The following is a 21,470-nucleotide window of genomic DNA, read 5'->3' on the forward strand; positions in this document are numbered from 1 at the left end:
TCGTTCATCAGGATATAAAAAAACAGTTTTCTTTTTAGATAACTGCTAAAAAATACAGGAGGCGACACGATGTTTCGTACGATTTCAAACTTTATGAGAGTAGCTGAGATAAGAAGGAAAATCTTTTTTACACTTGCGATGTTAATTGTTTTTCGAATTGGCACGTTTATACCAGTTCCTCATACTAACGCAGAGGTATTAAAAGTACAAGATCAAGCCAATGTTTTAGGTATGCTTAATGTATTTGGCGGAGGAGCCTTACAACACTTCTCAATCTTTGCTGTAGGTATCACACCATATATTACAGCCTCCATTATTGTACAGTTGTTACAGATGGATGTTGTACCTAAATTTACAGAGTGGGCAAAGCAAGGGGAAATGGGCCGTAAAAAATCAGCTCAGTTTACCCGATACTTTACAATCATTCTCGCATTTATTCAAGCCATTGGAATGTCTATTGGCTTTAACAATATAGCAGGCGGGCAACTAATTTCTAATCCAGGATGGACTACGTATTTATTTATCGCTACAGTGCTAACTGCCGGTACTGCATTTTTACTTTGGTTAGGTGAACAAATTACTGCAAACGGCGTAGGTAACGGAATTTCAATGCTTATCTTTGCAGGACTTGTTGCAGCGATTCCAAATGTCGTAAATCAAATTTATTTACAACAATTCCAAAATGCTGGAGATCAACTCTTTATGCATATTGTAAAAGTAGTATTGATTGGACTCATTATTTTAGCGATCGTTGTTGGTGTTATTTACATCCAACAGGCAATTCGTAAAATACCTATTCAATATGCAAAAGCTGTTTCAGGGAATAATCAATATCAAGGGGCAAAAAATACACATTTACCGCTTAAAGTAAACAGTGCGGGTGTAATTCCTGTTATTTTTGCTTCTGCATTTCTAATGACACCACGGACCATTGCGCAGTTATTCCCTAACTCTGATATGTCTAAATGGTTAAGTACAAATCTGGACTTTACACATCCAGTTGGAATGATCCTTTACGTTGGACTCATTATTGCTTTCACATACTTCTATGCATTTGTTCAAGTAAATCCTGAACAAATGGCCGAAAACTTGAAAAAGCAAAATGGCTACGTTCCAGGTATTCGACCAGGGAAATCGACAGAGCAATATGTAACAAAAATTTTGTATCGCTTAACGTTTATTGGTGCAATTTTCTTAGGTGCTATTTCAATTTTACCAATTGTATTTACGAAAGTGGCTACTTTACCACCTTCTGCTCAAATTGGTGGTACAAGTTTACTCATCATTGTAGGGGTAGCGTTAGAAACAATGAAGACACTAGAAAGCCAGCTTGTGAAGCGTCACTATAAAGGGTTTATAAAGAAAGTAAACTAATATTTTTACATACAAATTAGGCATAATGAAACCCTCTCGTTTTCTATATGAGAGGGTTTTTATTTATGTAACTTTGAAAAACAACAGTATACATATAAAAAAACATTTAATTACATATCAATTCCATTGTCATAAACACACTATTTTATTCTTCTATTTCACAACTGAAATACAATCATGTTACATTTCTTTTTTCAATAATCTCCCCTGTTTAAAGTACACTCCAAGTGTAGAGCGATTTGCTAAAAATACACCCATCAAGATGAGACACGCTCCGATTCCCATTACTGGATTAATTGGTTCTCCTAAAAATACGTATCCTGTAATAACAGCAATTAATGGAGATACATACAGCCAAGTTGATGGGAATACTGGATTGGTCTTTGACAAGAGCCAATAATATAAACCATGCCCACCAATTGACCCTACAAAGATAAGATATAGAATGGGCCATTGTACACTCCAAGATGTTAATATATCGAGATTTGGCTGTTCTATAAAAATAGAACTAATCAGAAGAAAAAGTCCACCGTAAAACATTTGGATTCCGTTAATGAGAAACGGCGATACTTTTGGCAGATCTGAAAGTATTTCTTTTGAATGGATGGAACCTATGCCATAAAATAATTCGCCGACTAATATGACAAGGCAAGCGATACTCCATATAAAAGTGAGTTGTTGGTGCATCCCTGGTAAGGAGATACAAACAACTCCAATAAGCGCTATGATTAGAGCGAGAAATTGCTCCCGTTGTAGTTTTGTTTTATTTCTCTTCGATTGTAATAACAAAATCATCATTGGCCCTGTTGCAGAAAGAACAGCTGCTAAACCCGAAGAAATATACTGTTCAGCCCAATATAATGTTGCAAATGTCATAAAGGTTAAACAAAAACCAACATATATAATTCGTTTTGAAAGTAGGTATGGTATAATACCTTTCCGTTTTAAGGTAAATATGATGATTAGAATAACACCTGCTAAAAAGAAACGGATTCCCGCCGAGAATAATGGTGGTGCCCCCGCTTCAATCCCAATTTTTATCGTTAAAAATGTTGTGCCGAAAATCATACAAATTAAAATATAATTAAAAATGACCATTATGTTTCCTCCTTTTGTTTTTTAAGATGAGTATAGAGGAAACAGTGTATAACAGTATATCAACGTATATAACAGTTGGATAAATCTATAGTTGCTCCTACATATGTTTTTAGATTTAATTAAATTAAAAAGAAACTCAGGTGAGATCATGAAAATTGTACTACGCAAAGAGTCTAATATACCATTCTATCAACAAATTTATATGCAAGTTGTTGAGCGGATTCAAAGTGGAATGTTATTACATGGTGATTCCTTACCTTCTTTACGTACTATAGCAGATGATTTGAAAATAAGTATATTAACCGTTCGTAAAGCCTATAAACAGCTGGAAACAAAAGGTTATGTACAAATTAAACAAGGAAAAGGTGTGTATATACATAAACATGAACATCGGAAGCATCAGCCTACGCCGTATGATTGGCAACATACGAAATCAATCAATGTCATGCGATCTCAATATGTAATGAATCAACATAGGAAATATTATGATTTTTCACAGGCCATTCTTTATCCTCGTCTTTTACCTAATCCATTTCTTTCGGATGAAATGCAAAAAATAATAGACAAAGATCAAATGATATTAGCAACTTATGGACCAGTTCAAGGAGATGAAGAGCTTCGAATAGAAATTGCAAGATACTTAAAAGATTATCAAAGACTAGCTGTAGATCCTTCTAATTTATTAATTACAAGTGGCGCCCAGCAAGGAATTGATTTAATCGCTCAAACATTGTTACAACCAGGTGATACAGTTATAATAGAGAGCCCGTGCTACGGTGCAGCAATTGATGTATTTATAAACAAAGGGGTTAAAATCATACCAATTGAGCTTGATGAACAAGGAATTCGCTCTGATTTAATCGATGAAGTTTGTCAAAAACAGAGACCCGTTTTAGTATATGTGAATCCTACTTTTCAAAACCCTACAGGTACTATAATGAGTAGCCAAAGGAGAAATGAACTTGTAGAACTAGCAGAACTGTATCATTTTTTTATAATTGAAGATGATTCTTTTGGGGAAATATATTTTGATGAAGTTATAATTCCACCTCCACTTAAAACCTTTGATACAAATGGTCACGTTATATATTTAAAAGGATTCAGTAAAACATTAGCGCCAGGCCTTCGTATTGCAGCATTAGCTGTAGAAGGACCTATTTTTGAATGGTTATATGCTGTGAAAGCTTCGATGGATATAGGAAGTCCGTTACTAACACAAAAGGCACTTCTTCCATTTTTACGAGCAGAAAGAATGAAAAATCTTTTAGAAAAATTACGCACCGCATTACAACTAAGACGCGATACAACACTAGAAATATTAACTTCTCTAACAGGGGAAATTCATTTTCAAAAACCTCTAGGTGGTTTTAATTTATGGATTACACTTCCAGATTCAATCAATGCTTTTATGTTACTTAAAAAAGCGAATGAAGCGAACGTTTCTTTTCTACCAGGAACGGCTTGTTTTTTGAATCATGAATCAAAATATAACTATTTACGAATTAGTTATTCTATGTTAAATGAAAAAGACATGTTGATTGGATTAAAAAGATTTCATAACGTATTGCTAAACTCCCTAAAACAACAAAAAATAGTTAATATATCTCCATATTAACTACTTTTTCAGGTTGTATTGGTGCAATATCTTTTCTAACATTTCGCAAGTAACTGGTTGTGCTCCAGCTGTTAGTTGATAACCAACGCGACCGTTCGGTTCCGCCGTTGCTTGTTGTAATGTTTTAATATCATGAATTCCTTGTTCTCTTAAATACATCAGCAGTTGCTGTTCTGTCATTTTCGTACGTCTCAAATTATTTTTCAAAATTTCTCCATTTTCAACAATAACAATGCTATTACCATTTAAAAATTGTTCCATCCCTCTTGATTTCATTTCTACATAATGAATAATAAATAAAACACCTGAAAATATACAAGCAGCAAGGATAGACGGTCCTACTTTTCTACTTAGCACTGGTTCTACAATAATACGCCCAATAGAGACAACGATAATAATTTCAGCTCTTGTCATCTGATTAATTGATTTACTTCCGGTTAATTTTAAAGCGAGGATACCCGTAACAATTAAAATTATGCTTTCAAAAAAAATATTCATCAACAATCCATTCCTTTAATGCTAATTTATGAATAACATTACCATTAATTAAATTCTTTATTGTTCACACAGTTCCTAAAAACTAAAAACAAGTATATACTAGCACTCCCTAGCATGTACTTGTTTTTAGTTATTCTAGTCAATCCTTACTAGATTTTTTAAAATTCCAAAAGAGATTTTCAATTTGTGCCTTCTCTTGCTCTACTCCATAAAACAAAAGAAGCGGATGTTCTCTTTTTATTTGGTACAATTCCCAAGAATGACATAGGGAATTTTTCTTTTTTTTCATTTAAATAATTTTGTGAACGATGAATATATATTTATAATCCAAGTAATAAGAGACTGAAATGTATATGTATTCTTATCAATAATCACACTTGTTAGACTACCTATAACAGCACTCCCGATTATGTCAAATGGATAATGATGTCCTACCCAAATACGTGAAAAACCTGTCAAAACTGCTAATAACCACATAATAGAGCCAATTAAACGTTCACGAAGTAAAACGGAAGTCGCTACAGCAAAAGCTAAGGCAGTATGTTTACTTGGAAATGAGGAATTACTCTTTGATGGGATAAGCAAACGAATTCGATGGAAAATAAAAGGACGAGGTTTAAAATAAAAAAGTTGGATGATACGGTTTATAAATAAAGTAACTCCTGCTGAAATTCCTGCATACAAAATAATTTTTTTGTAGAAATTGTTTCTAAACCACATAAATATTAATATGAAAAGGTATAGATAACGCGTCTTCTGTGAAAGAAAAACCATTATCGCATCCATAGTAGTTCCTCGTCCAGCAAGACGATTTATAACCTTAAACAGCATATAATTCATTATAAATGTTCTCCTTTATTTCTGAAATGATATATAAAGTCCATTAACTAATAAAAAATGGAAAACAGTTTATGACTGAATTGCCTAGGTGGCAATTGTTCACCAATGAATTTAAAATGGTCCCCACAAACTATAAACCATCCCTCCAACAATGAACACTAAACCTAGAAATAACACTATAAAAGCGAGAATTGATTTTTTATTATCTTCCATGAACTTTACCTCCTTAAAAATTATTGGTTCTATATAAATTTCCCCACAACAAAAACCTTTAGTCATAATTATGGCTAAAGGTTTTTGTCATCATACTTATAAGGAATAAAAATATGGAATTATAACCTGTAAGAACAGACTATATACAGTTAAGAAAGATTAAAACCTTTTTATTTGCCCTCGAATTTCTCCGTTTGGGTGGTTTTCCGTATGAGCGTTTACATACGAATTGCCGATTTCCATCTTTCTTGCTAGTTCTAACAAGGACATACCTTGTAAAGGACCAGTAAGGTCACTTTCTACAATTATTCCCGTTACCACTCCTCTATTGACACTAATACCACGCGTTACTGGTCCAAAAAGAAATGCGACAACCTGACCATTTTCGCCTCGCGTCCCTAGATGAATGTGAACAGCAGTCAATATTTCTATATCATTAAGCACCAATTTAAATCGAAGTCCTGTAAAATCAGTATTAAATCTAAATAGTACTAAACCGCAAGCATCTGTTTTTACAAGAGGCACTTTTTCTCGCCCTGTTAATCTAGTTAAAAAACATTTAGACAAAGTATAGTTCACTTCCCTATTCATTAAATAATGTATTTTATTCATTTGATAGAAAACAGCTTGCACGTTTTTACTATAAATAGATTTATCGCTTTTAGATGTACAACGATAACTACATTTTCTTGGGTTAATGGAATCTTATCAATGTTTTTTCTTAATGCATTTATCAAAATAGCACGAAATATTAATAAAAAAGAGTCCATCTCAATTCCACAAATCTATGCATTTTTTGTTCAATGATGTCTTTGGTTCATACGATACATTTCTCTTCCGCTCAAATTCGCTTTATGCTAAGCTGCACTTTTACAAAAATAAATCATATAGTGACTTTAACAATCCCTAATCTAATAAAGTAGGTGAAGACTATGCCCTCTGTTGTCGGAAATCTTGTTGTTCAAAATAGTAACGGTTCTTTTAACTTAGGTGATTTCTATAATGTTTCTCCGAAAGAGAATACAAAAGCCTATAATGGTTCAGGATCATCTAATGTTGCTTTTGTAACTAATACCTTTAACGGTGTGAGTGCAACGAATACATTTGATTCTGATGTTGCAGATCAAAATCAAGTTGGAACAGCTTAATTTTATTAAGAGTAATAAAATCAGTTTTATAAATTGTACACAGCACCAATTGGAATTGTTGAAAAATATATCCCATTCTGAGTCATATACGTAGGATAATAATATTGTACAGACGGATAGTCAAAATGCATACCTTGCATCTGCATTGTTTGTACCTGCGCTTGTAATGCCTGCTGAACAGATTGAAGTGTACCTTGTGCTGAAGTATATGTTACAGCAGGAACTCGAATTTCATTGTTAAAATATGGAACATTCATATTCATTCAACTCCCTCTTATATAATCATCCACACACTGTTTTATATATTATGGATATGAGTTTTAAAAAGTTCTAAAGCGTAACAATATTTAACAACCTTTTGTCCACCGTTGGAAGGAATGAAGATGCAGCAAAAATTTTTATACAAACGAAAATGAAGACTAAGAACCGATATATACATGGTTCTTAGTCTTCATTTCATTTTATACAATACTCATTGTCCTTTTAAAACATTCTCTTCAAAATATTTTCCCCAATCAGGTTGTCTTCCATCAATATCTTTAAATCCATATTCTCTCGCTAACCCCCAAGAACTAAGGGCTTTTCCTGTTTTATTATGAACGTTCGAATCACTTGCTAAAGCAGCGATTGCTCTACCAATAAAGAAAGGTGTTTCAGATGCGATAAAGTGTGGATCTTTCTTTGCACCTTCTTGCCAATTTTCTTCTGTTACACCAAATAAATCTAACATTGCTTCCGAACGGAGAAATCCAGGGCTTACCGCAACAGCAGTAATATGATGTTCCTCTAAATCTTTCGCCATTGCTTCTGCCAAATGGATGGTTGAGATTTTTGCTAAGCTATAATATAGGTTACCACGGTACTGATAATCGACACCATCTGTAATTTCAATTACAAGTCCCTTCTTATTGTTCACCATTAGGGGGGTACTATAGTAACTTGTCATCATGTGTGAATGGACAGCACGTTGTTGCATAAGTAATCCATTATGTAAGTCATGTTCCCAAAATGGTTTTCCCCATTCAGTAAGCGGATCTCCGCCCCAAACATCATTTACTAAAATATCAAGTTTGCCGTTTTGTTCATCTTGAATTTTTGTAAATAATGCTTTAATATCCTCTTCCACTGTGTGATCTACACGTACGGAAATCCCCTTTCCTCCTTGTTTTGTAACAAGCTCTGCTGTTTCTTCAATCGTTTCTGTTCTTCCCATTGATGATAAATTACCCTTTGTACTTCTTCCTGTTACATACACAGTTGCTCCTGCTTCACCAAGCATCATTGCAATACCTCTTCCAGCACCACGCGTTGCACCAGCTACAACTGCGACTTTTCCTTGTAATGGTTTCATATACAATTCTCCTTAATGTTTATTTTCCAGTCTAATTAATTTAGGTACATGCTCTCTATCATACTTTTTTGTATATATTTCCTCATCCGGAGTAACAAATTGTAGCGTAATCTTACCACAAACACCAGTGTAAAATTCGAACTCACCTTGTGAATTTGAAATAGCAAGTTCTTTATTTACGATTGAGTCTGCATAAACTTTAACATTCGATATAGAAAGGTTGTTGCCATCTACAATAACTGACTTTATATGAATAGCAACCCCTTTACAATTTTCACTTCCTTTATTATACATAACCATTACTATCACTCCGGTTCCTACGATAATACATATCAACAAGGCTATTATGTTTTTCTTCATAATAAACCTCCTATATGAAGTGTTAGTCTTTCTTAAAATGGAAATCTACACGATTTACTTGTTTCATTTCCTCGATTACTCTATGAATTCCTATCCTAATTTTATCTTCTTTCATATTTGATACATTCAGTTTTAAAAGTTTTTCTTTACGGAAAGAAGACAAATAATTTTTATCAACAGTCTCTATAAATATTTGATTTTGCCCTAAGTTTTTAATAAGCGTTTCCGTGACAATACTTTTATGTAATGATAAGCACGTATGTATTCCTATTTTGCTTTCTGTTTTACAAAACAGATGTTGATTTTCTTTATAAGCTTCTTCTAATGCTCCAGATAACGCCTTAGATCTAGCGTAATATGACAATTGGATTTTTTGTTTGTGTCGTTCAAACATCCCGCTTTTTATGTAAATTTCTAAAGCAGCTTGGGAAATCATTGAACTATCAATATCTAATAGCTTTTTATATTTATGAAACGCTTCTGCAATAGAAGCAGGAATAACTGCCACACCTACACGTAATCCAGGGAAAATAATCTTCGAATAACTTTTTAGATAGATTACATGTGAAGAATTATCGTAACTATATAGTGGATCTACCTTTGGGTTTTGTTCTAAATCTGCTAAATAATCATCTTCTACTATAAATACATTGTATTTCTTTGCGAGAGAAATAATCTTTTCTTTTTCCTTCTTAGAATATGAAGTGCCGAGTGGATGATGAAATCTTGGGATGGTATAAAAGAATTTTATCTTTCCCGTTCGAAATATCTTTTCTAACTCAAATAAATGAATACCTTTAGCAGTGCGTTTTATTCCGATTACAGGAGTACGATTTGTTTCTAGATATTCAATAAATAAGTGATAACTCGGTTGCTCAATAAGTATCGTTTCATTTTGATTTGGAAAGGGTATTGAAGTTAATATAACTAGAGCTTGCTGCACTCCTGAGGTGATAAAGATATTTTCTTCTTTTGCGAAAACTTGATAGTTCGCTAGTTGTTTTTGCACAATTGAAATTAAAGATGGCAGCCCTTTAGGTGTACCATATATAAACAAATCATTCTTATACGTATCAATTGCCTTATTAATACAATGTTGAAAATCTAAGTAAGGAAATACATCAGGATCTGGAGCTGAAGATGCAAAATCAAAATTCTCTGTTTCATCTTCTTCATAATCCCCCATTTTTTTCACCACATAATATCCACTTTGAGGTACGGAATAAATAATATGGCGCTTCTCTAATTCATGAAGTGCACGTATAATGGTTGCTTTGTTGCACTCATATTGTGATACGAGTGAACGTATAGACGGTAATTTCCTACCTTCTTTTATCTCTCCTTTTTGAATCATGCTTTCTAAATCATTTAATACATTTAAATATTTATACATGATTACACCTCAACGTCCATTTTGTACCGGTACAGTTTGTATTTGTTCACATTGTAGCACCGATTCAGAAAGATTACCATGTACATATACTGGCCAGTAGTAAATCAATTATATGAGGTGAAATTATGAAAAACACAACTAAAGCATATACAGCCGCATTAGTATATGCCTTTATTATCGGATTTTCATTTATGTTTGTGAAATTAGCATTAACGGTTACAACTCCTCTCGATACACTTGCACACCGTTTTACAGTTGCTTTTTTAATAGCAACTATTCCTATCATTTTTGGTTTTGTAAAATTAAATATTTCATTTAAAAACATACTTTCACTTTTACCACTAGCAATCTTTTACCCAGCATTATTCTTTGCGTTCCAGGCTGTCGGCTTAGTATATACAAGCTCGTCTGAAGCTGGGATTATCCAAGCTGTCATTCCGATATTCACAATGATTTTCGCTTCTTACTTTTTAAAAGAATTTACAAATGCATGGCAAAAAATATCTGTACTCATTTCTGTAATTGGTGTTATTTATATATTTGTTATGAATGGCACAGGAACTCATGAGACTGGTTTTATAGGAGTTGCTTTTATTCTGCTATCAGCGTTATCATCTGCTTGCTACAATGTTTTAGCACAAAAAATGACAAAGAAATTTAAGTTAATAGACTTAACATATATGATGACAATGATTGGGTTTCTTAGTTTCAATTTAATCGCTATCATTGAACATATGAATGAAGGTACTATTAAATATTTCATTTAAAAACATACTTTCACTTTTACCACTAGCAATCTTTTACCCAGCATTATTCTTTGCGTTCCAGGCTGTCGGCTTAGTATATACAAGCTCGTCTGAAGCTGGGATTATCCAAGCTGTCATTCCGATATTCACAATGATTTTCGCTTCTTACTTTTTAAAAGAATTTACAAATGCATGGCAAAAAATATCTGTACTCATTTCTGTAATTGGTGTTATTTATATATTTGTTATGAATGGCACAGGAACTCATGAGACTGGTTTTATAGGAGTTGCTTTTATTCTGCTATCAGCGTTATCATCTGCTTGCTACAATGTTTTAGCACAAAAAATGACAAAGAAATTTAAGTTAATAGACTTAACATATATGATGACAATGATTGGGTTTCTTAGTTTCAATTTAATCGCTATCATTGAACATATGAATGAAGGTACTGTAAATATATACTTTAAACCATTTACAAACGGAACATTTCTTATATCTATTTTATATTTAGGATTATTGTCTTCTTTGCTAACAGCATTTTTATTAAATTATTCATTGTCTTATATGGAAGCAGCTAAAATGAGTGTCTTTAGTAATCTATCTACACTTATTACAATTATTGCAGGAGTATTATTCTTACACGAACAAATTGCATACTATCATATCGTTGGGACCATAATGATTGTTCTTGGTATAGTAGGTACAAACTTCCTAGGTAAAAAAGGAATTCATATAAAAGAAAAGAATACCTCTATTAGTAAATAAAAAGTGAGGGATTTTTCATGCAGCAGGTAATGCCTATTAATATTAGTAATATAGCTGAACTAACAAAAGAATTGGATACATTATTAAACGTATCAATATCTTCTAATCAAGAACTTGAGAATTGGTTAATACAACAATCACAGACTTTAAATTCTATCAATGAGCAACTCATGCAACATTATATTGCTTTTCAACGAAATACAAATGATATAAAGGTAAAAGAAGCTTTTGACTTTGATCAAAAAAATGTACAGCCTACATTAAAACGTTATAAAAGTCTACTAGATCAAAAATATTATGAATCACCCTATCGCTTCCAGTTAGATCCCTCTCAGTTTGGATTCTTAGATACAAAAATCCAAAACATTCGAAGCCTCTTTAACGAAGAAAATATTAGTTTAGAGGTTACTGAAGATGAGTTAATAACAAGATATTTTGAAATCACTGGTAATCTCTCTTCTATGTGGGGCGGTGAAGAGGTAAACCTTTCTGAATTAAGAATATATCTACAAGATTCTGATCGAAGCATTCGTCAAAAAGCGATGACTGCTATCTCTGAAAAGTTTTTATCCGTAGAGAATGAAATTCAAGAAATCTTAAATCAGTTAATTGTGCTTCGAACAAAAAAAGCTAGGAACGTTGGTTTAATGAATTATCGTGACTACATGTTTAAAAAATACGAGCGTTTTGATTATACGGCCGAACAATGCAATAAATTCGCTGAATCTATTCGTAAATACGTTGTGCCGCTTCAAGAAAAAATGCATAAAGAATTACAGGAAAAGCTTGGGGTAGATACGTTACGTCCGTGGGATATACATGCTGTACCTGCAGATCATAAACCTTTACACCCTGTAAAAAATGAAAATGAATTAATAGAAAAAAGCAAAACACTTTTCGCAGAGATTGATTCAAGTTTTTCAGCTCTTCTAGAAAAAATGCATAACCATCTAGATTTGGAAAGCAGAAAAGGGAAAGCACCTGGTGGATTCTGTGAATATTTACCCGCATCTAAGTTATCATTTATTTTTATGAATTTAACAAAAACACAAGATGATGTTGTTGTTTTCTTACATGAGATGGGTCACTGTATTCATCATGATTTAATGAAAGATATTTCGATACATCAATATCAACATTTACCAATGGAGACTGCTGAATTAGCAAGTATGACAATGGAACTATTTACAATGAACAACTGGGATGTTTTTTATAATAATCAAGAAGATTTTAAACAAGCTAAGCGAGAACAATTAACACAAATTATAGAGTATTTACCAATTACACTGATTATTGATCAATTTCAACACTGGTTGTATGAGAATCCAACTCATACTGTCGAAGAAAGAAATGCTAAGTTTTTAGAACTTTCTTCTCTATATAATTCAAGCATCGTAAATACAGATGGCTATAAAAATTGGATCGTCGCACAATGGTTATCTGTTCTACATATTTTTGAAGTACCCTTCTATTATATTGAATACGCAATTGCACAAATTGGCGCTTTACAAATGTATAAACAATATAAAGAAAACCCTCAGCAAGCATTGCAAAACTATAAAAAAGCTTTATCTTTAGGTAGTTCTAAGTCTGTAAAAACAGTATATGAAGCAGCTGGAATTCGATTTGACTTTTCTGGTGAAACAATTAAGGATTTGATGTGTTTTGTTGAAGAGGAATTAGCGTTATTAGAAAAAATATGAGTAATTAAGCCTACGTTTTACTTAATTTAACCTGTACTAAAAGACTCTATTTTGAAATTATATTTTTCAAAATAGAGTCTTAGTTTATCATTATTAGTTTACATAATAATATTATATTTCTTTCAAGATGATGACTTACAAGCAAAACACCAACTGATTGGTATTTATATGATGATTTAAAGGAATCAATAACTATTCGATCCTTTCAGATATTTGCTGAACAAATTGTCTTGGTCGTCGATGAGGCTAATAATGAAGTGATTGGCCTTGATATTTTTGGATAAGCTTTTACTTCTAACTGAACTATTAAATGATTGTTAAAACGAAAAAAGCACAATGATGTGCTTTTTCGTTTTAACCCTTCACTTTTAATCAGATAACACCGCTTATTAAAATCTTCTTCTAGGGATCGAATCTCAATAAACAAATCCTCATAAACTCCTACTCATTAAGAAAGGGTAGAAAATTCCTTCTATGTAATTACATCAAGCTTTCTGAGAATATTGTAAAATACCATTTGCATCAAAATAATAATAATAACCATCTAATAAAATCCAACCTCTAGTCATATGATATCCTGCATAAAAATGATACCACTTGCCATCATATTTTAACCATCCAACATGTTGTGATCCATCTTGTTTCATATAAGCCCAACCTACACCATCATGTACCCAACCTGTTTGCATTTGACCGTTGGAATTAAAATAATAAAGCTTTCCATCAATGTGATTCCAGCCAGTACTCATATATTTATCTTTAGGTAAATAATACCAATACCCACCATTTTGAAACCAACCAGTTTGCTGTGAGCCGTCCGCTTTAAAATATGCCCAACTTACACCGTCATGTACCCAACCTGTCTGCATTTGACCACTGGAATTAAAATAATAGTTTTTGCCATCCACCTTATACCATCCTGTTGCCATTGCCCCGGAACCATTCAATAAAAAATACCATTTCCCTCCGTCTTGTAGCCAACCATGATATAACGATCCGTTTTTAAAATAATACCAGTATCCATTATAAGAGAACCATCCATTTCTTGGAGCTTTGACCGTATTACGTTCTTGGTTAGAGTATTGAATACCATGTTTATTTCCTTTAATATCACTATTCCTTATTTCTGGTGAAAGTTCTGTTTTTATATGAATTGATTTTTGCTGTTGTACAGCAGGTGTTTTTTGAAATCTTTGATTCTGTTTTTCTTGCTTAGAATTTTCCTGTGCATGTGAAATAGTAGGAAATAAAATAGCCGACGATAAAATAACTGAAACTATTCTTTTTTTCATATGTATCCCCCTATGATAATGTTAAGAGTAATTTGGTAAAAATATACTCTATTAAAATATATTACCACAATGATTGTAGTTCGAATATAAAATAAATATAAAAACATTGGAACTTGGATATAACAAGTTGCGTATAAAATGGTTTCAGAAAAACATATTGCCTCGCAAAAAAGTTTTTCATAATAATAAGAACTAAATAATAAAAAAATCAGGACGACTCCAAAGTTTCATTTCTCCACTCTGTTCATTATAGCTTTGAAAAACCTCTTATTTTAAACATTAGTCTCTCCTATATATTACTATTATTTCGAAGAACAAATTTAATTTAAACAATGACATAACGTGAGTATCAATTCTCCATTACCTAGGGGGTTAATTGTATCTATAATTCTATTTTTAAGGTATTATAATTACATAATAAAATCTTGATATAATCAGATTTAATAACACCTACATTAACACTATCCTTCTATCCTTGATAAAGTGAAACTTTAATCAGCGCGGCTTTATCCACTACCTAACTTTTTTCTTTCTTTAAATTTTATCCCATTAAAGCGAGATGAAAATAAATAGGTGTATCATTTTAATTGAAATTTTGTATGTAGTCCTCTTTAAGGATTCCATATATTTCTAAATCAATCACTCCTTTACCAGACCATAAAGAAGCTTGTCTTAACACCCCTTCTTTTATAAAACCGTTCTTTAAGAGGACTTTCTTTGAAACCTCGTTTACAGGCATGACCTCCGCTTGAATTCTGTTTACATTAACTTCTTCAAATAAAAATTTTACTACCATACGAACAGATTCAGTTGCAATGCCCTTACCCCAATAATCCTCTGCCAAAAAGTATCCAATAGATACCATGTTCACTTTTTGATTAAAATCCATAGATTCAATAATTCCAACCAATTTATCACTTTGATTCTTCTGAAAGATACCCCATTTAATTCTGCTTTTTTTATGATAATCCCTATCAAAATGACCAATCATCTTTCTTACCGTTTGTAAGTTATGTTTAGGAATGATACCGCAATATTCAAATACCTTGTCATTGTCGTAGATCGAATATAATTCCTGTAAGTGTACCTCTTCGATTTTTCTTAATACTAGATTAACAGATTCCAATACTGGGAAATCTCCAAAAACCATTTCAATATTCATTTTATTCTCTCCTTAGGTTATTCCTTAATTGGTCTTATAAGTTCTTTTCAATATATTTAGGTTTTGTATTCTTTCAAAGTGATACATTCCTCAACCCTCTGTATATTCACATTTTATAATTCAAACAAAAGTTTTTTTTGATAATTTGTGCTAATTTTACATTTATATTGCAATCTACACTGTGTTCCTCTTTATGAAATTTAAGTGTATTTAAAAAGCAACAAAGCAAGTTTTCTCCTGTTTTGTTGCTTTTTGTATTAGGCATCAGTTAATCAATCTAAGAGAAATGTAATTTAATCATTTTTTGTCGAGAACATTGCAAATCAAACTTATGTGCTGTTTTTTATTATTGTTAACAATTATGTACTCTTTTCTGTATTTATTTCATTCATCATATATAATCAATAGTTTTTATTTCACGATAAAAGCTTTTTTAATCTGTAATTATCACATAATAATACGATTAATTTAAATCATTATTTTCGATTTTATTAATTACTAACTTATATCTTTTATACCATTTTTCCCATTCATCTTTTGGAAAATCCATGTCATGACCATCTAATACAGCAGAAAAAATTTCTAAACATATATGCCATCCAGATAAATCTTTTGGTGTGTGTTCATTTATTTCATGAATAAATTCCTTTAATATTAATAGACAACCATCTGGATTTTTATGTACTTCAAATCGAACACGATCTTCTCCCCAAGTAAATTCTAATACAGAATTTACTTGACAGTCTAAAATATTGATATCAATAAAATTCCCTGAGCCATCCATCATATCAAATTTTATAATACCTCCTTTTCGTAGATTCTCTACATAAAGGTTTGGCATCCATCTTGCTAGTTTATCATTCTCTGTTAATACAGCCCAAACTTGTTCTACTGCATGATTTAATGAACGGTTAAATTGAGCTACATATTCATTATCTATTTTCTCTATTAGAGCTAACATAGTCATACCTCCATTTAAACTCGAAAAACAAACATATGCCCGTTTTTTTAAAATTTCACACAAAACACATGAAAAAGCAAATAAAAACTTATGATGTCTATAAAAATATAAATCCTTCAGTTTCTTTGAAAGTATGCAGCTAAAAGATTTTTCTATTTTCCTCTAAACGTTACAATGTATAATACATTTCATACTGAGCCAACGAACTCTTCTCGAATCCGCATTTTTTTACAAATCCTTCAAGTAAACCATTATTAGGGAATCCAATAGAAAGACTGGGAAGCTGTAATTCTTTGCTTACAGTTTGTAATAGACTTGTAGCCACTCTAATTCTTCTATATTTTTTATCAACAAATAATAAACTTATCTTACCATTGTCACTAACACATATACATCCTTTTAAATCATCATTAATATAAGCTCCATAATACGTATTATTTTCAGTTTTCTCCATATAATCGATATCATTTTGCCAATTTATATGGAAGTTTAACCATTTTTGTATCCCGTTTTGAAATTCGCCAAACTTAATTTTCCTTATTTCTATATTTTGTACACTCTTACTTGTCAAAATAGAAGTGTCCCTCAAATTATAGTAAGACAGATCATATACTTTTTCATACCCTAACTTCGTATAAAATTGAATCGCTCTATCATTACCGACAATGACTTCAAGAAAAAGTTGCTGACATCCATTTTTTATCGCTTCTTCTTTATGAAATTCAAATAATTTATGACTAACGCCAACCCCACGATAGTCCGGATGAAGCGCTAATGTGCCACATCGCATTGTTTTTATACTTTCATATTCTTTAATTCCACCAAGTATAACTCCAATTGATTTATTTTCATCCAACGCTATATAAGAATACTCAAGTTTATTACCTTCTGGACCGAAAAATCTTTTTATAAAGTCTTCTTTTGAAACTTCCATCTTTATAATGTAATCAGAAAAACCATCTCGAAAAGCTTCGTATACTAAATCTATATCTGCTTCGCTACATTTTTTATAATGAAACATAGTAAAATTTTCATCTACCTTTCCCACTAATTTGAAATAAATGGACATTTTCTGCTATACATTTCATCATTAATTTGCTTTATAACAAACGGCGCAATATCTCCATTTTGAATTTTAATCCCTGGTAAATCTCTGATACTCTCTTTGATTTTACCACTCCCTTGTCCGTCTACAACAAAAGGTAACCGCACAATAGTCCAATCCACATTGCTATTTTGTATCACTTGTAATTCCTTATACTTATCTTTCATCATATTCGAAAGAAACACACGAAATAACATTGCTCCTAGTTTATTTAATATACTCTTTTGATCTCTTTGTACATCCAATGATCCTCCAGAAACAAGAATATATCGCTTGATTCTGTATTCTTCCATTACTTTTAAAATATGATTTGTCACCGTACTAAATATATATGATTCTTTTTTAGGTTTCCCCACTGCATTAATAACAGCCTTGCAGCCTTGTAGTAATCGACGTATTGCAGAAATATCGCGAGCATCTCCTTTTACAACTTCCAAATGTTTATGCGATATTTTAAATATTTGTGGATTTCGTGTGAGAATACGTACAAAGTATCCTTCTTGTAGTGCTTGAGTTATAAGGTATTTACCAGCCTTTCCGTTTGCACCAATAATTGCTACTTTATTTATTATTTTCATGACTAAAGTTAGGCTCCTTTTAAAGGATATAGATTTATACATCGTATTATTGATGAGATGTAGTTAATTCGTAAACGCGTAAAAACGCAATTAAATATTCACATGCTCTCTCACAGGCTAACATTTTAAACACCTTTTGTTCCTCTACAGTTTTATCATTTGCCTGATCTGAAGCTGCTTTCAAACAAAGAAAAGGCTTTTTATTCACATGACATACGTATGCAAAAGCAGCTATTTCTTGATCAACAGCTATTGCACCATATACAGTATGTAGTAAATATCTCATTTCCGTACTGCGAATACGCTGATCTCCGGATATGAAAGTTCCAAAATGTACTGGATCATAAGCACGCACTTTTTTTATTTGTCTTACAAGGTATTTCGTTGTTTCAATAGGAGCTGCTCTACCAGTATATAAATCGAAACTATCCGTTCCTGTTCCCGCAGCGGTTACATCATGCTGTAGTGTGTTAAGTGCAACAACAATATGACCATTCTTTACTTTCTCAGATAAACTTCCGCAAATGCCTGTCATAAATAACCGTTCAGGCTTAAATTCACTTATTAGTAACTGTACGCAACTAGCACAGTTCACTTTTCCAACACCAGTAATTACAGAGATTATTTCTAATTCATTTATAGAATGAAAATGAAATTCCCAAGCAGCTCGTTTTTCTACACGATGGCTTGGATAATACTGATACAAGTATGTAAGCTCTGGTTCCCATGCGGATACAATTGCAATACGTTTCATTACACTTTTCACTTCCCCCTATTTTCATTTGAATAATTCACCAATGTTTTTTCGCTCATAACATGGAATCCACTTTTTATGTAAATACCTTATTAATTCTTTATTCTTCGTAAGTACTTCACATCCTCTTCTAGATCCTTTCTAATCTACTATTCCTTTTAAATAATTCAAATTCCACTTATTTTATATTTCAAATCCCAATCTAATAAAAACTTTTTTATATCACTTTTCCAAGCTCCACTGGATTCAAATGTATATAGTTTTTTATGTAACACGCTACTTTCTCCTCAATAAAACTTTGTTTCAACATATCCTAAGGAAACAAATTATCCTGTTGTTTTTATTCGTGATGTATTTTTTTAATTCTTTTCAATACGTTACATGAAATTTTATGTATGATCTTAACTCCCAAATGCCTAAATGTTTGTTATTATATTAATGATGAGGGAATGCAAAGAAAGGAATTAAGTATATGATGGAAAGAAACATTTTAATTATTGATGATGATAAAGAAATTGTAGAATTACTAGCCGTTTATTTACGAAATGAAGGCTACAGCATTTATAAAGCATATGATGGTGATGAAGCGTTACACATGCTCTCACTTTATCAGATTGACCTTATGATATTAGATATTATGATGCCAAAACGAAATGGACTAGAAGTTTGCCAGCAAGTTAGAGAAGAAAATACGGTACCTATTCTTATGCTAAGTGCAAAAGCCGAAGATATGGATAAAATCCTAGGTCTTATGACAGGTGCAGATGATTATATGATTAAGCCCTTTAATCCATTAGAATTAATAGCTAGAGTTAAAGCGCTATTACGTAGATCTTCATTCCAACAAGTTACATCACTTAATGATGATGGTATTATTCGCATCCGCTCTGTTGAAATACATAAACATAATCATACTGTGAAAGTGAATGGAGAGTATATTAAACTTACATCTATTGAATTTGATATCTTATATTTACTTGCCAGCAATACTGGTAGAGTATTTAGTTCAGAGGAAATATTTGAACGAGTTTGGAATGAGGATGGTTATGGTTCCAATAAAACTGTAATGGTTCATATTAGTAACCTAAGAGAAAAACTTGAAACAGGAACGAATGGTGAAAAACTCATCCATACTGTTTGGGGAGTAGGTTATAAAATTGAGAAATGAGACATTTGACATATTAAAAGTCATTCCGAAATGGAAAATTGTTTTTTGGCTTTTAATATCTATTTTGCTTACACCAATTACCGAGGTTGTCATATCCCGTCTTGTTACGAGTGTAATTGACAGTTCCCTTACATTAACGGCATTAAGTGGAGAATTTGTCAGAATCGTCGGCTACGAAAAGTATATGGGATTAAAGGAGTCTCTTTGGACAATGATGGGATCCTATCTGTTTTTATTCTCAATTTTTTCATTCTATGTTTATATTTTCTATCGTCACGAAAAAAAACTATATTATGAAGTATGCATAAAGCAAATGATTGACGAAATTCGTTATATTGCGGATGGTAATTTTAATCATAAAGTATCTATTTTACAACATAATTATTTAGAAGACTTAGCAACTGGTGTCAATCACATTGTAGAGCAGTTAAAAGTTTCAATTGAAGAAGAACGTCAAACTGAACAAGCCAAAAGTGAACTCATCACAAATGTATCACATGACTTACGGACACCGCTAACATCCATAGTTGGCTATGTTAATCTCATACATCATGATAATTACAGAGATGAAGTAGAATTACGTCATTATATTCAAGTTATTTATGACAAAGTAAATCGATTAAACATGCTAATGAATGACTTATTTGAGTATACGCGTGTTCAAAATAACGAGTTACAACTAAATACTGTACTTATTGATATAATTGAACTACTTGGTCAACTATCTGTTCAATTTCGTATGCAATTCCAGGAAGCCAATATTGAGTGTAGACTTTCATTTCCACCAGAAAAACTTATGGTCCTTGCTGATGGAGATAAATTAGTACGTGTATTTGAGAACTTAATTATGAATGCTATAACGTATGGTAATGATGGGAAATTTATTGATATAACAGCTTATCAAGACGGAAACATGATTGTAATCGATATTACAAATTACGGACAGCCTATCCCAAGTACAGATTTAGCACATATTTTTGAACGCTTCTATCGTGTTGAAAAATCCCGTTCTGCATACACGGGAGGATCAGGCCTTGGATTAGCGATTGCAAAAAGTATTGTGGAGATTCACGATGGAACGATTGAGGTATATAGCGATACTGAACAAACAACATTTACTGTGAAGCTTCTTTCATATAAGCAATAAAAAGCATTTATCTCAACAACTAAAAATCCACTAAAAAAATCACCTATTAGAACAAGAAAAGTACTATATTCTAAATATAATAGTGATTTTGTTGTGTTGATTGATAAACCCCATGGAAAAATTCCATGGGGTTTTATTTCCGATCTATCAACTTATCACTATCAATATAAAGAATAAAAACCTAGAATGTACGCATTT

General features: G+C 32.0%; 21 protein-coding genes and 1 pseudogene. 8 read left to right on the forward strand and 14 right to left on the reverse strand.

The window, feature by feature from the left end; all coding sequences use genetic code 11:
- The first annotated feature begins 69 nt into the window (after nucleotides 1-69).
- Nucleotides 70-1,374, forward strand: a complete 1,305-nt coding sequence (secY, locus tag MHH71_RS02995) for a preprotein translocase subunit SecY (RefSeq protein WP_006094928.1) — start codon at nucleotides 70-72, stop codon at nucleotides 1,372-1,374.
- A gap of 180 nt (nucleotides 1,375-1,554) precedes the next feature.
- On the opposite strand, the gene MHH71_RS03000 is transcribed toward secY, so the two are convergent.
- A complete protein-coding gene (locus MHH71_RS03000; protein ID WP_006094927.1) occupies nucleotides 1,555-2,472 on the reverse strand; it encodes a DMT family transporter in 918 nt (305 codons plus the stop codon).
- Between the two features lie 148 nt (nucleotides 2,473-2,620).
- Here MHH71_RS03000 and pdxR point away from each other — a divergent pair, with 148 nt between their 5' ends.
- Nucleotides 2,621-4,087 (forward strand): MocR-like pyridoxine biosynthesis transcription factor PdxR, encoded by a 1,467-nt coding sequence (gene pdxR, locus MHH71_RS03005; protein ID WP_033798884.1) that lies wholly within the window; start codon nucleotides 2,621-2,623, stop codon nucleotides 4,085-4,087.
- On the opposite strand, the gene MHH71_RS03010 is transcribed toward pdxR, so the two are convergent.
- From MHH71_RS03010 to MHH71_RS03020, 3 genes are all read right to left on the reverse strand, one after another.
- Complete coding sequence (locus MHH71_RS03010) at nucleotides 4,088-4,585, reverse strand: DUF421 domain-containing protein (RefSeq protein ID WP_006094925.1); 498 nt, start codon at nucleotides 4,583-4,585, stop codon at nucleotides 4,088-4,090.
- A 285-nt stretch (nucleotides 4,586-4,870) separates the two neighbouring features.
- Complete coding sequence (locus MHH71_RS03015) at nucleotides 4,871-5,425, reverse strand: undecaprenyl-diphosphatase (RefSeq protein ID WP_003197858.1); 555 nt, start codon at nucleotides 5,423-5,425, stop codon at nucleotides 4,871-4,873.
- A gap of 372 nt (nucleotides 5,426-5,797) precedes the next feature.
- A complete protein-coding gene (locus tag MHH71_RS03020) occupies nucleotides 5,798-6,250 on the reverse strand; it encodes a CHRD domain-containing protein (RefSeq protein WP_006094924.1) in 453 nt (150 codons plus the stop codon).
- A 320-nt stretch (nucleotides 6,251-6,570) separates the two neighbouring features.
- Between MHH71_RS03020 and MHH71_RS03025 the strand changes: the two genes are divergently transcribed.
- Entirely contained in the window at nucleotides 6,571-6,786 is a 216-nt protein-coding gene (locus MHH71_RS03025) for a spore germination protein (RefSeq protein ID WP_003207198.1), read from the forward strand.
- A 26-nt stretch (nucleotides 6,787-6,812) separates the two neighbouring features.
- On the opposite strand, the gene MHH71_RS03030 is transcribed toward MHH71_RS03025, so the two are convergent.
- The 4 genes from MHH71_RS03030 to MHH71_RS03045 form a co-directional block, all read right to left on the reverse strand.
- Nucleotides 6,813-7,049 (reverse strand): DUF3947 family protein, encoded by a 237-nt coding sequence (locus MHH71_RS03030; protein WP_006094922.1) that lies wholly within the window; start codon nucleotides 7,047-7,049, stop codon nucleotides 6,813-6,815.
- Nucleotides 7,050-7,258: 209 nt separating this feature from the next.
- A complete protein-coding gene (locus tag MHH71_RS03035) occupies nucleotides 7,259-8,137 on the reverse strand; it encodes an SDR family oxidoreductase (RefSeq protein WP_006094921.1) in 879 nt (292 codons plus the stop codon).
- Between the two features lie 12 nt (nucleotides 8,138-8,149).
- Nucleotides 8,150-8,497, reverse strand: a complete 348-nt coding sequence (locus MHH71_RS03040; RefSeq protein ID WP_033798882.1) for a hypothetical protein — start codon at nucleotides 8,495-8,497, stop codon at nucleotides 8,150-8,152.
- A 22-nt stretch (nucleotides 8,498-8,519) separates the two neighbouring features.
- Nucleotides 8,520-9,890 (reverse strand): aminotransferase-like domain-containing protein, encoded by a 1,371-nt coding sequence (locus tag MHH71_RS03045; protein WP_006094918.1) that lies wholly within the window; start codon nucleotides 9,888-9,890, stop codon nucleotides 8,520-8,522.
- 125 nt (nucleotides 9,891-10,015) lie between these two features.
- On the opposite strand from MHH71_RS03045, the gene MHH71_RS03050 reads away from it, so the two are divergent.
- The 3 genes and pseudogenes from MHH71_RS03050 (at nucleotide 10,016) to MHH71_RS03060 (ending at nucleotide 13,105) form a co-directional block, all read left to right on the forward strand.
- Nucleotides 10,016-10,657 carry a DMT family transporter gene (locus MHH71_RS03050; protein WP_438263655.1) on the forward strand — a complete coding sequence of 214 codons (642 nt, stop codon included), beginning with the start codon at nucleotides 10,016-10,018 and terminating at the stop codon, nucleotides 10,655-10,657.
- A pseudogene (locus MHH71_RS03055) lies at nucleotides 10,635-11,402 on the forward strand (DMT family transporter); the annotation flags it as partial. The gene MHH71_RS03050 and the pseudogene MHH71_RS03055, both read left to right, overlap by 23 nt.
- Before the next feature lie 17 nt (nucleotides 11,403-11,419).
- Nucleotides 11,420-13,105 (forward strand): M3 family oligoendopeptidase, encoded by a 1,686-nt coding sequence (locus tag MHH71_RS03060; RefSeq protein WP_006094916.1) that lies wholly within the window; start codon nucleotides 11,420-11,422, stop codon nucleotides 13,103-13,105.
- A gap of 485 nt (nucleotides 13,106-13,590) precedes the next feature.
- On the opposite strand, the gene MHH71_RS03065 is transcribed toward MHH71_RS03060, so the two are convergent.
- The 6 genes from MHH71_RS03065 to mtnN all read right to left on the reverse strand — a co-directional run bounded on the left by MHH71_RS03065 (nucleotide 13,591) and on the right by mtnN (nucleotide 18,957).
- Nucleotides 13,591-14,397 carry an N-acetylmuramoyl-L-alanine amidase family protein gene (locus tag MHH71_RS03065; RefSeq protein ID WP_003207203.1) on the reverse strand — a complete coding sequence of 269 codons (807 nt, stop codon included), beginning with the start codon at nucleotides 14,395-14,397 and terminating at the stop codon, nucleotides 13,591-13,593.
- Nucleotides 14,398-14,980: 583 nt separating this feature from the next.
- Entirely contained in the window at nucleotides 14,981-15,559 is a 579-nt protein-coding gene (locus MHH71_RS03070) for a GNAT family N-acetyltransferase (protein WP_006094915.1), read from the reverse strand.
- 463 nt (nucleotides 15,560-16,022) lie between these two features.
- Nucleotides 16,023-16,520: an SRPBCC family protein gene (locus MHH71_RS03075; RefSeq protein ID WP_033798881.1), complete on the reverse strand. Its 498-nt coding sequence runs from the start codon at nucleotides 16,518-16,520 to the stop codon at nucleotides 16,023-16,025.
- A gap of 169 nt (nucleotides 16,521-16,689) precedes the next feature.
- The gene (locus MHH71_RS03080) at nucleotides 16,690-17,541 is read right to left on the reverse strand and encodes a GNAT family N-acetyltransferase (protein ID WP_033799653.1); all 852 of its coding nucleotides are present in this window, start codon (nucleotides 17,539-17,541) and stop codon (nucleotides 16,690-16,692) included.
- Between the two features lie 26 nt (nucleotides 17,542-17,567).
- Nucleotides 17,568-18,203 carry an SDR family oxidoreductase gene (locus MHH71_RS03085; protein WP_006094910.1) on the reverse strand — a complete coding sequence of 212 codons (636 nt, stop codon included), beginning with the start codon at nucleotides 18,201-18,203 and terminating at the stop codon, nucleotides 17,568-17,570.
- Between the two features lie 46 nt (nucleotides 18,204-18,249).
- Nucleotides 18,250-18,957 carry a 5'-methylthioadenosine/S-adenosylhomocysteine nucleosidase gene (mtnN, locus tag MHH71_RS03090; protein ID WP_033798880.1) on the reverse strand — a complete coding sequence of 236 codons (708 nt, stop codon included), beginning with the start codon at nucleotides 18,955-18,957 and terminating at the stop codon, nucleotides 18,250-18,252.
- Nucleotides 18,958-19,432: 475 nt separating this feature from the next.
- Between mtnN and MHH71_RS03100 the strand changes: the two genes are divergently transcribed.
- Both MHH71_RS03100 and MHH71_RS03105 read left to right on the forward strand, forming a co-directional pair.
- Nucleotides 19,433-20,125, forward strand: a complete 693-nt coding sequence (locus tag MHH71_RS03100; RefSeq protein ID WP_029426830.1) for a response regulator transcription factor — start codon at nucleotides 19,433-19,435, stop codon at nucleotides 20,123-20,125.
- On the forward strand, nucleotides 20,115-21,272 hold the full coding sequence (locus tag MHH71_RS03105) for a sensor histidine kinase (RefSeq protein ID WP_018780494.1): 1,158 nt from the start codon (nucleotides 20,115-20,117) through the stop codon (nucleotides 21,270-21,272). The genes MHH71_RS03100 and MHH71_RS03105 overlap by 11 nt, the downstream gene beginning before the upstream one ends.
- Nucleotides 21,273-21,470: the final 198 nt, after the last annotated feature.

The sequence above is a fragment of the Bacillus sp. FSL H8-0534 genome, assembly GCF_038005885.1.
In the GTDB taxonomy this organism is placed as follows: Bacteria; Bacillota; Bacilli; order Bacillales; family Bacillaceae_G; genus Bacillus_A; species Bacillus_A pseudomycoides.